This is a genomic window from Candidatus Profftia lariciata (assembly GCF_020541265.1).
GTDB lineage: Bacteria > Pseudomonadota > Gammaproteobacteria > Enterobacterales > Enterobacteriaceae > Profftia > Profftia lariciata.
Genome location: NZ_CP045925.1, coordinates 740,116 through 756,735, shown reverse-complemented (window position 1 = coordinate 756,735; position 16,620 = coordinate 740,116). Strand labels below are relative to the sequence as shown.

Here is a 16,620-nt window from a genome sequence, read left to right as displayed (position 1 = left end):
TAATGAATATTAAATGAATATATATTGTTATATATTTTTTAGGACAAATAATTAATTATATCTTTATAAGATTGTATAAAACTTAATAAAAATTATTTTTTAAAATTATACTATTAAAATAGTAATATATAATAATTGTTTAAAAAATTTATTGTTTTATTATATCTTAAATATTTTTAATCATCTCTATAAATATATATTTACTATATGTAATAATTATAAGATATACAAAATATATCTAAAAAATTTTATTATTTGTTATTTTGTTTATATATATAATATATTTTAATAAATATTATTTATGAATTCTTCTTATTATTAATTTATAAAACTATTAATTTATAATACATAAGATTTACTTCATCTTTGAAAGGAATATAATTACTTGAAATTATCTGTTTTAACAGCTATATCACCAATTGATGGTCGTTATAGCGATAGAGTAACTATTCTACGTCCTATTTTTAGTGAATATGGTCTCCTAAAATTTCGTGTACAAGTAGAAGTTAGTTGGTTAAAAAAATTAGCAACCTGTACAAAAATTTGTGAAGTACCAATGTTTAATAATGAAGAAAATTCTTTTCTTGATAAAATAGTTACAGAATTCATAGAACAAGATGCTCAACGTATTAAAAAAATAGAATATATTACTAATCATGATATGAAAGCTGTAGAATACTTTTTAAAAGAAAAAATAGCTGTAATACCTTCCTTGCATGCAGTTTCTGAATTTATTCATTTTGCTTGCACTTCTGAAGATATTAATAATTTATCTTATGCTCTTATGTTACATGCTACCCGTAAAGATATAATTAAACCATATTGGCAAAAAATTATTGATACGATAAAATTGCTGGCTAAAGAATATCGTCATATACCTATGTTATCTCGTACTCACGGGCAGCCAGCAACACCATCTACAATAGGTAAAGAATTTGCTAATGTAGCCTATAGGATGGGACGTCAATTTGATCAATTAGAAAAAATTAAAATTCTTGGCAAGATAAATGGTGCTGTTGGTAACTATAATGCTCATATAATAGCTTATCCTGAGGTAGACTGGCATAAATTTAGTGAAGAGTTTGTAACTTCTTTAGGTATTACATGGAATCCTTATACAACTCAAATTGAACCCCATGATTACATTGCGGAACTATTTAATTGTATAGTACTTTTTAATACTATCTTATTAGATTTTAATCGTGATATGTGGGGGTATATTGCGTTAAATAATTTTAAGCAAAAGCCTATCGGTAATGAGATTGGCTCCTCTACTATGCCGCATAAAATTAATCCAATTGATTTTGAAAACTCTGAAGGCAATTTAGGATTATCAAATGCTATATTAGGGCATTTAGCTGTTACTCTCCCAATTTCTCGTTGGCAACGTGATTTGACAAACTCAACAATATTACGTAATATAGGAGTTGGTTTAAGTTATTCTATAATTGCTTATCAAGCTACACTTAAAGGTATTGCAAAAATTGAAGTAAATCAAGATCATCTCTTGGATGAATTAAATCATAATTGGGAAATACTTGCTGAGCCTATTCAAACCGTGATGCGTCGTTACGGGATTGAAAAGTCTTATGAGAAACTCAAAGATCTTACTTGTGGTAAGAAAATTACTGTAAAAGATATATGGTCTTTTATTAATCAGTTAGAGCTACCGGATGAAGTAAAAATACGCTTAAAAGAAATCAACCCAACTAATTATATTGGTGCGGCTATTACTCTAGTAAATAATATAAAATGAAACAATATATCTTAAGTATTATTAAATATATTATTCTATTTTAAATTTTCATTAAATATCGCGCTATTTTAATATACATAATATATCCTTAATATAAAAAGCATTTTATACCGTTATAGTGTATTTGTTATTAGTAATATTTATATATTCTAAGTATAATATTTTAATAAATTTTAAGACTATTTTAATGTTAACCTAATACTCAGTCATTATAAGTCAAATAATCTTGTTAAAGATATGATGCAATATTTATATAATATTATTTATTTTTTAATTGCTTTATAGTTTGTCGCTGATTAAAAACTATTTTATATATACAATAAAATTATTTTAGAAAATAATTTTTAGTTAGTCTATTTAAATAATCTTTTTATTAATATGTATTAATAATAATAATTATGATATATTTTATTAATACTATCATAGTATTATATTATAATTTACCTATTATTACAATAATACAATTACGTTACATCTTAATTGATAATTTTAATATTAAATATATTATTTTTTGTATACAATATTATATTTAAATATCTATTTTATAATTATTTAAAAATATTTATCAATTTTTAAATAAAATTAGATGAATATTCATTTAAAAAATCAATAATACATGTAACGTTTATTGTGATAGTAATAAATATTTTGTATAAAAATTATACTTCTTAAGATATTTGCTCTCTATATTAAATAAAAATTTTATTTTATATAATCACTAAAAAACATTACAAATGTTTATTTATTTTATCGAATTTAAACTAAGCATTATATAAATTTATTAAAATATTTTATCAAAATTATTATTTATGAGTTTTACTATTTTATTTTAACGTAATAACAAAATATTCTTCTTATTATAAGAATATTTCTTTAAAAAATAATCTGTATTAAATATATTATATACTGTATATATACTTCATAATAAAAGATATTTTATTTTCTTACATTAATAAATATATTATATTTTAATCTATGAAATATATTATGTATATATTTATGATAGAACTGTTGATCACATACAGAACACGTATTAGTAAAGATTTTTTGTTTGGATAAAATTATTAATTATATGCATTACATCTTTTATTGTTGATTGTTGTAGAGCATCATTTGCTAATATTTTTGTATCTTTAAAATTTACATTACGAATAATTTTTTTAATACGCGGGATAGATATAGCACTCATACTAAACTCATCTAATCCCATACCTAATAAAAGTAATGTAGCATGTTCATCACCAGCTAGTTCACCACACATACCAGTCCATTTACCTTCTGCATGGGATGCATCGATTACTTGTTTAATTAAGTTAAGTACTGATGGAGACATAGGATTATAGAGATGAGAGATTAGTTCGTTACCACGATCTACTGCTAAAGTATATTGCGTAAGGTCATTTGTACCAATACTAAAAAAATCAACTTCTTTTGCTAAATGATGAGCGATAGTTGCAGCTGCTGGAGTTTCAATCATAATACCAACTTCTATTTTTTCGTCAAATTCTTTGCCTTCATATCTTAATTGAGTTTTAAGAAGTTCTAATTCATTTTTTAGTTCTCGCACTTCCTCAATTAAAATAATCATTGGAAACATTATACGTAGCTTACCAAATGCAGAAGCACGTAGTATAGCACGCAATTGAGCATGCAAAATTTCTTTACGATCTAAGCAGATACGAATTGCACGCCAACCAAGAAATGGATTTTCTTCTTTTGGTAGATTCATATAGGGTAGATCTTTATCACCACCAATATCCATAGTTCTTATAATTACAGACTGAGAACCCATTTTGATTGCAACTGACTGATAAGTCTGAAATTGTTCTTCTTCTGTTGGAAGGGTATCACGATCCATAAATAATAATTCAGTACGATATAAACCAACTCCTGCAGCACCATTACGTTGTGCGCTAGCAATATCACGAATTGTGCCTATATTAGCGCAAATTTTAACTTTATGACCATCTAATGTAATAGTTGGTAAATCTTTTAATTTTGTTAATTCGTATTTTTCAGATATAAATTTATTGCGTACTATTTTTAAATGTGCAATTATTTCTGCTGTAGGGTTAATATATACTTTGTTATTTATAGCATCTAAAATTATAAAATCACCATTTTTTACCTTTTTAGTTATATTGGAAGTACCTACTATTGCTGGTAGTTCTAAAGAACGTGCTATGATAGAAGTGTGAGATGTTCGTCCTCCTAGATCAGTAATAAAGCCAAGAACTGTTTTTAAGTTTAATTGGGCAGTTTCTGATGGAGTAAGATCAGTGGCAACTAAAATAGTCTCTTCCTGAATAGAACTCAAATCAACGATAGTTATACCAAGAATATTCATTAATAAACGTTTACCTATATCACGTATATCAGATGCACGTTCTTTTAGGTATTCATCATCTAGTCCTTCTAAAGATTTAGCTTGACTTTCTATAATTTGCTGAACTGCAGCCTCTGCGGTAATGTGATTATGTTTAATAAGAGTTATAATTTCTTGTTCAAATTCTTCATCTTTTAATAACATTATATGGCCTTCAAAGATAGCTGCTTTCTCTTGACCAAAAGTCTTGCTTGCTTTTAATTTAATTACTTCTAGTTGTTGAGATGCTTTATTACAACCATCTTTAAAACGAGCTATTTCATTTTCTTCAGTACCAAAAACAATTTTTTTATGATTAATGATAATTTCATCTTCTTTTAATAAAAGTGCTTTACCAAAAGCAATACCTGGTGATACTAACACACCTGAAATCATAATCTTACCTCATCTGTTAACTAGTTAAACTAAAATTAGTTTACTTGATTTATTACTCAAGTTCTCTCATTAGTTTTACCAAGTGCATGACAGCCTGCTGTTCATCTTCACCTTCAGCAGAGATAGTTACTGTAGTACCGTTAGTAAGACCTAAAGTTTGTAGTTTAAATAAACTCTTAGCACTTGCGCTTTTTAAATTATTAGTTACAGTAATATCTGAAGCAAAGCTTTTTGCTGCTTTAACAAAATAAGCAGCAGGTCGAGTATGTAAACCATTTGGAGCAGTAATAGTGACTTGTTGCTGGAACATATTTTCTCCAACTATGATAAATTTAATATTATTAGCTATAGTTTATTATAAAAATGAATTTTCGTTTATTTTAGTTCACCATTATTTTATTAAATAAGTATAAATATAAAAATTATATAAAATAAATGTATAAGAGTTTACATAAAAAATAAAAATTATAAATTATTTTAAATAACTAACTTATTATACTAATCTCTTGTTATTCGTAATTAATAAGTTAATCTATATTATTTTTAAATCTATATATAATATTATTATTTAGTAATAATTAAGAGATATAATGCTGATTAAAATTAAATAAGTTTATTTATTCTAAATACTATCAAATATTATTGATATGATGTGTAATCATTTGCAATGTATTTTAATTATACTGAAATATATTAAAATCATATTACATAAATTATAAATTATACAATGCAAGCAATTAATTAAGTATTTTAATTTTATAATTAATATTATTGTTGTAATTTTATGTCATAAATAAATCTATGAATAAATTGATACTTAAATAACTTTTATTAGAAAAAAGAAGAATTAATACGTTTAATCATTAAATTACAGTTTTTAGATGTTTAAAACGCTGTAATTACTGCAATTATTAAAGAATATACTATGCTTCTTGTTTCTTTTATTAATAATAGTAATATAGTAATGAAATTATTATTATTTAGTTCAACCAAATATATTAAATATAAATCTAGATTATTAAAATATATATTTATCTAATACAATAAATATTGTGTATACCTAATAAAATTGCATCATCAAGTAAATATTACATAATAATTACAAATGTTTCTAATTTACTAACAATAGTAATATTTTCATACTTATTAAATAATTTATAATTTTACTAAAATTACTAATTAGTTACTAACTTACCTATCTATTAAAATATCTATAGTTACCATTAGTATATTACTATATTTATAATCTCGTAGTTTTTATATAAATTTTAGAATTAATAACATTGCTAAAATATTGTAACAAAAACTCTTTAAATTAAAAAATGATACTTTTATTTTTAGGTATAAATATTTATGTGCGTTTATTATTACTAATTAGTACTAATGTTAGACTTAATTTTTTAGTATCTTTAATGTTTAATATTTATAATATTTAACATAACATATTAATATTGCTGTAAATATAATTGTAGTACTAGTATTACAATTTAATTGACTCAATAATTTTAATATTAAACGTTAAAATATTATGTCTCTTCATGTTTTCAATTATATTAATATTTAACAATATATATACTATTAATATTAAAGCATAAGATTATATTTTGCTACAAGACAATTATTATTAATACTATTTAGATAGAATGAATAGAGAATATTATTTTATTTAAAATATTTTAAAAATCTTACTTATAATAAGTATTGTTACTCCAATATAAATATAGAAAATATCATTATGATATTTGTGATCACTTTTTTAAAAAAACACGATAAAATATTATCTATGTATATATGTATATATAATTTATAATAATAAATTAAGTTTTTTGCGCTTATATATAATATTACTATTCAAAAAACTTAAAGTAATTTAAGTAATAAGGCAATAGTTACATTACAATATATCATATTTATTTGTTGTGTTCTGATTTATTATATACAGTATATATTTATTATGAATAATAATTAATATTTTATATGTTATATTACATCTAGAATGAGTTATCTAAAATACATCTTTTCTGAATAATGATATGGTATGTGTTAATATAAATGTAATTTTACTGCAGCAATTACATATCATGACAATAGTATTTATTATATTATTTGCTTCTTAATCATTATAGAGTAATAAACTTTATTATTTAATTTATAATAACTAATTAAATCTATTATAAATAGTAATAATATCTTTAAGATATTATGTTCAAGATATTTTTATAAGATATATATAATATATAAATGAAAATTATATTTTTTTACAATATAAATATATCCTTCATTTAGTATATTAATATACATATATTATATTTTTATATAATTATACTAAATATTATTATCTAATTATCTTTTAATTTAACAAAATAATTATTATGATATGTAATAGTAAGATATCTTAATTATTTTTTTTAAAAAAATATAATATAAATTAGGATAAATAGTATAATTATATTTAAGAAATATGCAACCAGACTCTCTAAGATTTTGCTTAAATATTAATAATATTTTATACATAAATAATATTAAAATATTAATTAATATAATTTATAACCATATAGATCTTATTATTACGTACTATTCATAAACTTTAATAAATCATAAAAATATTTATTTTATTAATAAACTGTTTTACATTTTATTTCAATGAAATATTTTTATAATTATTATGTAATTATGCTACATGACATAAATAATCAATCATTATAAATGATAAATAAAATTGTTTAATATATAGTATTAACTAAAATAGTATAAAATATATTAAAAATTTCTTATTATTATAAGAATACAAAAATAAATGACGATTATACAGGACTTATATTAAAAGTTAATCTTTGTTAGCATCATAATTATTAAAGGTTGATATATTAACTATTAAAATAATACTAATACTGATTAGTTGATTGTTTAAAAAATATTACAACAAATATTTACTACTTTAATAAGAGAAATATTTTAATAAAATTCTACATTTAATCTATTGTAATATTCTACATTAGTATATAGAAATCTTTATAATGAAATGAATTATTTATAAATTGATAATAATGATATTGTATCACGTATAGTATATACATACGCAATCAATATTTTATTGTTCAATTACAATATCAAATTATTAATTAAATAAATAATAATTCTCTGTTAATATAAAATATAGAAAATTATTTAAATGACACGGGCATATCTTATATAATTCTATGAGATTATAATTAATTATAAAAAATAATCTTAGATTAAAAAAATAGCAAGATAATACTTATAAAGTATATTACAGAAATATTATGATAGTATAATAAATATTAGATTATTTTTTAGAGTATATACAATATAAATTATTAATTTAGTAAAATAAAAAAAATTTATTATTATCTGAATTAAATAAATAGTAGATTAGTATTTTGAGTATTATTAATACAATTAAGTTTGTAAATTATAATTTTGATAATATTTCTGTAATACTCTAGATATTTCTTTATTATTCATTATTTTGTTAGGATAACTATTTTAATATTTTAAATTAATATTACAATTTACATATTGTGTAGATAGTTATGCAGAAGTCATATGATTACATAATACGAGTTATATTGTTATTCTGTAAAAAATTGATATTTATACAATAAATATCTGTAATATTGTGAATCTTACAAAATAATAATAAATATTTTATAAAATAAAATAAATACATATAAATATATCATATATTATGAATTACAAGATCAAAAAATATCTACCACAACAAATTGAGCAACTAAGAAATCAATTACGTTATCATGAGTATAAATATCATATACTGAATTCTCCAGAAATTCCAGATGATGAATATGATCGCTTAATGCATGAATTACACATTTTAGAAAAAAATAACTATCCTAAATTTGTATCATCTAACTCTCCTACTCAATGTGTAGGTGCTTTACCTGTATCTACATTTCAAAAAATTAATCATAAAGTACCAATGCTTTCTTTGGATACTATTTTTAATGAAGAAAATTTATTGAATTTTTATAAACGTCTTAAGGAACGTTTACGAAATACTGAATTATTAACTTTATGCTGTGAGTTAAAATTTGATGGTTTAGCAGTAAGTTTATTGTATAATAATAGTGTTTTAGTGCGTGCTGCTACACGTGGTAATGGTATAACTGGAGAAGATATAACATCTAACATAAAAACTATTAATGCAATTCCTTTAAATCTACAAGGAGATAATATTCCACGCTGTTTAGAAGTACGTGGTGAAGTATTAATGCCATTAGATGGATTTGAGGCTGTTAATACAGTAGCGCGTCATGAAAACGGTAAAGTTTTTTCTAATCCACGTAATGCTGCAGCAGGTTCATTACGTCAGCTTGATTCACGTATTACGGCTAAACGTCCACTCACGTTTTTTTGTTATGGTTTTGGATGGATGGAAGGAGGAACACTGCCAATAAATCATTATGAATGTTTGCAACAATTTAAAAAGTGGGGGCTACCAATTAGTAATGATATTAAGTTATGTAATTATAGCGATGAAGTTCTACAGTTTTATCAGCAAATTAAACAGAAACGTTCAATGCTAAAATTTGATATTGATGGTATAGTAATTAAAGTGAATAATATTAAAATGCAAGATCATCTTAGTTGTACGGCACACGCTCCTCGTTGGGCTATAGCTTTTAAGTTTCCTGGCTATGAACAAATAACAGTGATAAAGGGTGTTGATTTTCAGGTAGGACGTACCGGAATAATTACACCAGTTGCTCGGTTAGAGCCAGTACTAATAGCTGGTGTGATGGTCAGTAATGCTACGTTACATAATATTAATGAAATTAATCGTCTTAAAGTACGTATTTATGATACTGTAATTGTACGACGAGCTGGAGATGTTATTCCACAAATAGTAAGCGTTTTAGAGACGAAAAGACCTAAGAATTCACAAAAAATTATATTTCCTAAACATTGTCCAATATGTGGTTCTGATGTTGAACGCTTAGATAATGCAGTAGCTATACGTTGTACTGGCACTTTAATATGCAGTGCGCAACTTATAGAATCTCTAAAACACTTTTTCTCGCGTAACGCAATGAATGTCATTGGTATTGGGGATAAAATTATTAAGCAGCTTGTTGCAAAAAAATACGTACATACGCCATCTGATATATATCGTTTAACAATCAATCATTTAACTAGTTTGTACCGAATAGGACCAAAATCTGCTAATAATTTAATTCAATCTTTAGAGAAGTCTAAAAAAACTACTATGGCAAGGTTTATATATGCACTAGGAATAAATACAGTAGGAGAAGTAACGGCAAAAAACCTAGCATCATACTTTGGCTCTATAGATAATTTATTTAATGCTACTATGAATGAACTTCAATGTGTACATGATGTAGGTTCAATGGTAGCAAAACAGGTTCATCATTTTTTTAGTAAAGAACAAAATAAAAAAGTAATTAAAGAATTAATTGGTACTGATATTGGTATTTATTGGTCTTCTTCGCCAATCAATACTCATACAAAAATTAATAATTATTTCACAGGAAAAAATATCGTTTTAACAGGATCGTTACATTTAATGTCGCGTGATAACATAAAAAATATTTTGGTAACTTTAGGTGCTAATGTAAATAATAGTGTATCTAAGAAAACTGATCTAGTTATTATGGGTGACGAACCAGGAAAAATAAAATTATCTCAAGCTATAAAAATAGGTATTACAGTAATTAATGAAATAGAGATGATTAGGTTATTAGACTTGTAAAGTCTATATTATTTGAATTAATTTAACATAAATAACGATAATATAAAATATTATGAATATATAATATATAGTAACTTAAAAAGTTAAAGATATTTGTTGTATTTTTTATAAGACAATAAATAAAATATTTTTTATATACATCAATAAAAGTAATAAATATCTTAAAAAACATTTATAGTATAATACTATTTATTTTAGAAGAAAATCATATAAGAATATACTACTACTTATGACTTAATGAAAAATCATTAATTTTTAAAGTTATTAAAAATTAATCTTTTATTTATATGCAGTACTGTTTTACATTGTTTACTACTTGTAGTAATTATTCTTAATAAGAATCGTTTATATAATTATTATTTAATACCATTAATTTTTTAAAAAATTTATTTTTTATTATGTTGAGTTATACTATGATTATAGTTAGCGCATTTTTTGCTATAAAACAAGGTTATTTAAATAATGTCATTGTGTAATGAAATAGTATTTTATATATTTTAGAGTAGTATTATATACTGAAATATATAATAATGATTAAATCATTATACATTATTTATTAACATAATTACTACAGTTACTATTAATATAATCATTAATTAATTTTATGTTAAAACGCTTTTTTGAATGACGTAAAGCAATGAATAGTAATATATTAAATATAATAACAAGAGTAATAGTTATAGCACTATATTGAGGATCATACAAAAAATTAGTTACTTGATAAAATATAGTAGCTAATGAATATGCAATATTTAAACTCCATAAAATAGAAAATACCATCCAATTATAATTACTTTCTCTAGCTATTGCTCCCATAACTGATATACAAGGAACATATAAAAGAACGAAAATAAGATAGGCATAAGCAGCACTCATACTAATAAATTTATTACTCATAATACTAATAGAAATGGATGACATCTCACTTGGATTGTTTTTGATAGGGTTAACAAATAATGTTAGATGAAAAATCTTATAAAGATTTTGCCATGTTTGATTAACAGCTTCTTTTAAACCTTTAATTAAATTATATGTTTCTGGATTAAAATGTATTTTATTAATTTGTTCTACAGTATATAATGTATTTAAAGTACTAATCACTACTTCTTTTGCTATAGCACCCGTAATTAGTCCTACAGTAGCTTGCCAATTATCATGGTGAATGCCAATAGGTTGTAATACTGGCGTGATAACTTTACTAATCGAAGCAAGTGCAGAATCATTAATAAAGTTTATAGGCTTACCGCTAAAAGAAAAACTATTTAAAGTACCAATTAATATATTTGCTATCACTATAACTTTACCTGCACGTAATATAAAACTCTTTAAGCGTACCCAGGTTTGTAGTAATAAATTTTTTATATATGGCACATGATATGCTGGTAACTCCATAATAAAAGGCGATGCTTCTCCGCGCATAATAGTGTATTTTAGTATTATACCTGTAACAATAGCCATGATAATACCAAGTATATACAAAGAAAATACTGCTAATGCTTTACCTTGCCCAAAAAACGCTGTAGAAAAAATAGCAAATATCACTAAACGAGCACCACAAGATATAAATGGCACCATAAGTACAGTTATAAGACGTTCACGTGGTGCGTCTAAAGTACGTGCACTCATTACTGCAGGTACGTTACATCCAAAACCTACTATCAAAGGAACAAATGATTTTCCAGGTAAACCTAATGTTTGCATCACACGATCAACAACGAAGGCTGCTCTAGCCATGTAACCAGAATCTTCAAGAAAAGAAAGTGACAAATACATTATGCTTATTTGAGGTACCATAGATAATATTGTATTGACACCACCTCCACTCTGCACAAGAAAAATAGTTAACCATTCAGGAAAATGCAAAGTATACCCAAGCCATTGAATACCTTGAATAAAAATAGTGATAGAACTTATATCAAAAAAAGGTTGTAAAGCGCCACCAACATTTATTGCTAAAAAAAACATTATATACATAACGAATAAAAAAATAGGGATCCCCATCCAGCGATGAAGAATAATACAATCTAGCTTTTCTGTAACAATATGATGTATTACTGTTTTTGTATTACTTACAGTATCGCAAATATCTGTAATAAATTTATAGCGAGAGTTAGCAATAATTAACGCAGGATCTTCATGTAATTTGTTTATTAAAATTTTTTTTATTTGAGGCAATATTTTTAGTGCATGGCTTATATTTGTTAAACTATAGATATTACCCTCAAGTAATTGAAATGCTAACCAACGGCGTTGCTGTATGCTTAAATTATCTGACATTTCTTTAGATAAACGATTTATCTGTAATAGTAATATTAGCGGATATTCAACTAATTTTTTCATGGTGTATTTTAATGGTATATCAATAGCTTTTTTTAGTTCATTTATTCCACTAGCCCGAGTTGATATTAAAGGAATCACCGGACAATTAAGAATCTTAGAAAGACGGTTAATATCAATTATAATGTTTTGTTTATTAGCGATATCTATCATATTCAGTGCTATAATACATGGAATATTAGGCTCAAGTATTTGCAATGTTAAGTATAGGTTACGTTCAAGATTAGAAGCATCAACTACATTGATAATTAAATCTGTATTACCATTTAAAATATAATTACAGGTGATTTGCTCATCTAACGATGTTTGCTCTGAAATAGTTGTTAAAGAATAAATACCAGGAAGATCCACTAGTTTAATGTGATTATTCTCTGTAAAAAAGTAACCTTCTTTACGTTCTACTGTAACTCCAGCCCAATTCCCAACTCTTTGATGGGATCCTGTTAATTGATTAAATAACGTAGTTTTACCTGAGTTTGGATTACCAATTAACCCAATTGTTAGTTGTTTCATAATAAATTTTTTATAAAAAGATCTTGCAATATATAAAAACGTAATAAATCTTATAGAGTACTAATTATTAATTACTATTAATGATCTAAAATAATAGTAACAAGATATCTTAAGACATAAGTTGTCATTTTTAATATCCAAGGTTATTATATATTATGCTGAGTTGCATTGATGACTGTCATGAGCTCTATTGTCAGTAATTCTAAGTCTTTCTTGCGTAGAATAAGATTAGTATGACGTGATTTTACTTCAATAGGATCACCCAAAGGAGCTATTCTTACTACACTAAAAGGAGAACCTGGTAAAAAACCCATAGAAAGTAATTTCTGACGATATACAGGATTAATTAAAGGCGAAAAACCAATAATTTTATATTTATGATTTGGAATAAAATTATGCATAAATAACCTTATAATATGCGGGTACTGCACTATTAAAAAAATTTAATTTCAAGCTAATATATAAATAAGATGACAATTAAATACTTTAAATATCTTATATTAATAAAAATTTTTTAACTTCTTAAAAGTTATAATAAATATATTTATTAAATGTTTTTAATATTTTATATTTACTATAAGTTATTAACTTATCATAAGTTTTATATATTGTAAATGAGAATTATTAATTTATAATCAAATATTTTATATTATTAACTAATAAAATATTGTTTTGTTAAATACATTACATGTAATTAATTTTTTACTTTGTAAAGTATTATCAATTTATTCATAAAACTTTTTTTAAGACAGAACTAATAATTGATTAATTATTTTTCTGTTTATTTTTATAAATATATACAATATATAATAAAAATATTATCTTATTAATTAAATAACTAAATATTTTCAATATATTGTAATATTATCTCTATTATTTATAGTGCTCTCAAAATAAATTATAAAAAATATTTTTTATATATATTATTGCTTATTTATATTAATTAGTGTTTCTATAGTAAAAATATAACCAATAAATTAATTATTAATTTTTATTGTTTATTATTTCAATAATAAGTATTATCAAATTGCTAAAAATAATATTTATAATAAATATATTATAATTAAGTAATTAATATACATTAATAAAAATACTTTCAAAAAATATCAATCATAATCCTATGGTTCAGTCTCAATCGCTATTAAAAAATATAAATTTATTATATTATCTAGATTTTACATTTATAAAAAGAGTTACAGTAATATCTGTAATTAGATACATATAATAATATATATTATTTAATAATAAATTAACTTATATTTTATTATGAATAATAATTCTTGGGATATCTCTCTCTTCTTCACGTAGAGTTAAAATTTCACAGCCATTATTTGTTACTACAATAGTATGTTCATATTGCGCAGATAAACTACGATCTTTAGTTTTGACTGTCCATCCATCTTTCATAATACGAATGCCGTAATGACCAACATTTACCATAGGCTCAATAGTAAAAACCATACCTTCTTGCAGTAATACTCCTCCATCATCGGTATGATAATGAAGAACTTTAGGTTCTTCATGAAACATTTTACCAATACCATGACCACAATATTCACGTACAACAGAAAAACCATGAGCTTCAATAAATTTTTGGATTGCAGCACCTATAGTGTACAGACGAATATTAGGCTTAACCATTTTAATAGCTAAATATAAACTTTGTAGTGTTATAAAACATAGTCTTTTTCCTAAAATAGTTGGCTTACCAACTATAAACATTTTGGATGTATCGCCATGCCATCCGTCCTTAATAATAGTGACATCAATATTAACGATATCACCATTTTTTAATATTTTTTTATCATTAGGAATTCCATGACAAACTACTTCATTAACAGATATGCATATTGATTTAGGGTATCCATGATATCCTAAACAAGCAGATATCGCTTTCTGTTTCTGGGTAATATAATTAGCACAAATACGATCTAATTCATTAGTACTTACGCCAATAATAACGTATGGTTTAATAATTGTTAAAATTTCTGCAGCCAGTTTTCCAGAAACTCGCATTTTTGCTATTTGTTCAGGTGTTTTTATTGCAATTGCCATTAATATATTTCCACTTGTATTATATATGATTACAATGATAATAATCTATTAAGATTACTTATTAGTTTATAACTATCTCTAAAGTTTATAGATTATTGTTATTTGTTATAAAAAGATTGAGTATATAATTGATTTATAGTATAAATAATACTGAATTTTGCAATATATCTTTAAAAAATTTGATATACTCATGCATCAATTCATATTATATGTATTTATAATTTTAATATATAAAATCAAACTACATATTAGTATATAGTTATCGTTCTTTCATTATTACCCTAGTTTTTAAGAAAAATGACTTTATACTAGGTTAATAAATATATGAAATATTAATTATAGAGGTTTATTTATGGCAACTGTTTCCATGCGTGACATGCTTAAAGCTGGCGTACATTTTGGTCATCAGCCCCGTTACTGGAATCCTAAAATGAAGCCTTTTATATTCTTTGGTTTCGGTGCACATAATAAGGTTCATATCATTAATCTCGAAAAGACTGTTCCGATGTTTAATGAAGCTTTATCTCAATTAAAAAAAATCTCTATTCGTAAAGGTAAAATATTATTTGTTGGTACAAAACGTGCTGCAAGCGTAGCAGTAAAAGAAGCTGCTAATAATTGTGACCAATTTTTTGTAAATCATCGTTGGTTAGGTGGTATGTTGACTAATTGGAAAACAGTTCGTCAGAGTATTCGAAGATTAAAAGACTTAGAAATACAATCTCAGGATGGAACATTTGAAAAACTAACTAAAAAAGAAGCGCTAATACGTGCTCGTGAGCTTGCTAAATTAGAAAATAGTTTAGGTGGAATTAAAGATATGGGCGGTTTACCAGATGCTCTTTTTGTAATTGATGCAGACCATGAGCATATAGCAATTAAAGAAGCAAATAATCTAGGTATTCCAGTTTTTTCTATTGTTGATACCAACTCTAATCCAGATGGTGTTGATTTTGTTATTCCTGGAAATGATGATGCAACTCGTGCAATTAATTTGTATTTAAATGCTGTATCTACAACAGTACGTGAAGGTCGTATACAGCCATTAATATCACAGGTAAACGAAAATTTTATAGAAGTTAAATAATTATTTAATTTAATTAATATATTATATTTTTGTGTAAAGTGTTATAAGTTATTGCAAATATATTTATAGGTAGTACAAGATATAAATATAAAATTTTTTTATTATTTTGTTTTATCTATTAATTATTTTGTTATATAAAATAATATATATTGTTATATTTCTAACATAACTTGATTAAATATTAAAAAATAATTTTTATTAAAAAATATTAGTATGTATATTAAATATTATTTTAAATATTTAATCATATATTAAATATGCTATGTATCATTAATGACTTATCATAAATAATATATAATTTATATTTTCAAACATAATATAATTTATAATATCTTAATTTATATTTTATGTAATATACA

8 protein-coding genes are annotated in these 16,620 nt (G+C 23.7%); 3 read left to right on the top strand and 5 right to left on the bottom strand.

Features of this window, described 5'->3' with window-relative positions; translation table 11 throughout:
- Nucleotides 1-385: 385 nt before the first annotated feature.
- Entirely contained in the window at nt 386-1,756 is a 1,371-nt protein-coding gene (gene purB, locus GII40_RS01840) for an adenylosuccinate lyase (protein WP_226813153.1), read from the top strand.
- Between the two features lie 1,033 nt (nt 1,757-2,789).
- On the opposite strand, the gene ptsI is transcribed toward purB, so the two are convergent.
- Together ptsI and ptsH are read right to left on the bottom strand one after the other, a co-directional pair.
- Nucleotides 2,790-4,517, bottom strand: a complete 1,728-nt coding sequence (gene ptsI, locus GII40_RS01835; RefSeq protein ID WP_226813152.1) for a phosphoenolpyruvate-protein phosphotransferase PtsI — start codon at nt 4,515-4,517, stop codon at nt 2,790-2,792.
- Between the two features lie 52 nt (nt 4,518-4,569).
- Complete coding sequence (gene ptsH, locus GII40_RS01830; protein ID WP_226813151.1) at nt 4,570-4,827, bottom strand: phosphocarrier protein Hpr; 258 nt, start codon at nt 4,825-4,827, stop codon at nt 4,570-4,572.
- 3,399 nt (nt 4,828-8,226) lie between these two features.
- On the opposite strand from ptsH, the gene ligA reads away from it, so the two are divergent.
- On the top strand, nt 8,227-10,269 hold the full coding sequence (ligA, locus tag GII40_RS01825) for an NAD-dependent DNA ligase LigA (protein WP_226813150.1): 2,043 nt from the start codon (nt 8,227-8,229) through the stop codon (nt 10,267-10,269).
- 549 nt (nt 10,270-10,818) lie between these two features.
- Here the strand turns inward: ligA and feoB are convergent.
- The 3 genes from feoB to map all read right to left on the bottom strand — a co-directional run bounded on the left by feoB (nt 10,819) and on the right by map (nt 15,174).
- Entirely contained in the window at nt 10,819-13,119 is a 2,301-nt protein-coding gene (feoB, locus tag GII40_RS01820) for a Fe(2+) transporter permease subunit FeoB (protein ID WP_226813149.1), read from the bottom strand.
- A gap of 146 nt (nt 13,120-13,265) precedes the next feature.
- Nucleotides 13,266-13,520 carry a ferrous iron transporter A gene (feoA, locus tag GII40_RS01815; RefSeq protein WP_226813148.1) on the bottom strand — a complete coding sequence of 85 codons (255 nt, stop codon included), beginning with the start codon at nt 13,518-13,520 and terminating at the stop codon, nt 13,266-13,268.
- 853 nt (nt 13,521-14,373) lie between these two features.
- Nucleotides 14,374-15,174, bottom strand: a complete 801-nt coding sequence (gene map / locus GII40_RS01810; RefSeq protein WP_226813147.1) for a type I methionyl aminopeptidase — start codon at nt 15,172-15,174, stop codon at nt 14,374-14,376.
- 352 nt (nt 15,175-15,526) lie between these two features.
- Here map and rpsB point away from each other — a divergent pair, with 352 nt between their 5' ends.
- Nucleotides 15,527-16,261, top strand: coding sequence for a 30S ribosomal protein S2 (gene rpsB, locus GII40_RS01805; RefSeq protein WP_226813146.1), 735 nt, complete (start codon nt 15,527-15,529; stop codon nt 16,259-16,261).
- Nucleotides 16,262-16,620 lie beyond the last annotated feature (359 nt).

Bases quoted from the DNA above. Each gene is read 5' to 3' on its own strand.
- ptsI (WP_226813152.1), bottom strand. From the start codon at position 4,517: ATGATTTCAGGTGTGTTAGTATCACCAGGTATTGCTTTTGGTAAAGCA.
- ptsH (WP_226813151.1), bottom strand. From the start codon at position 4,827: ATGTTCCAGCAACAAGTCACTATTACTGCTCCAAATGGTTTACATACT.
- ligA (WP_226813150.1), top strand. From the start codon at position 8,227: ATGAATTACAAGATCAAAAAATATCTACCACAACAAATTGAGCAACTA.
- feoB (WP_226813149.1), bottom strand. From the start codon at position 13,119: ATGAAACAACTAACAATTGGGTTAATTGGTAATCCAAACTCAGGTAAA.
- feoA (WP_226813148.1), bottom strand. From the start codon at position 13,520: ATGCATAATTTTATTCCAAATCATAAATATAAAATTATTGGTTTTTCG.
- map (WP_226813147.1), bottom strand. From the start codon at position 15,174: ATGGCAATTGCAATAAAAACACCTGAACAAATAGCAAAAATGCGAGTT.
- rpsB (WP_226813146.1), top strand. From the start codon at position 15,527: ATGGCAACTGTTTCCATGCGTGACATGCTTAAAGCTGGCGTACATTTT.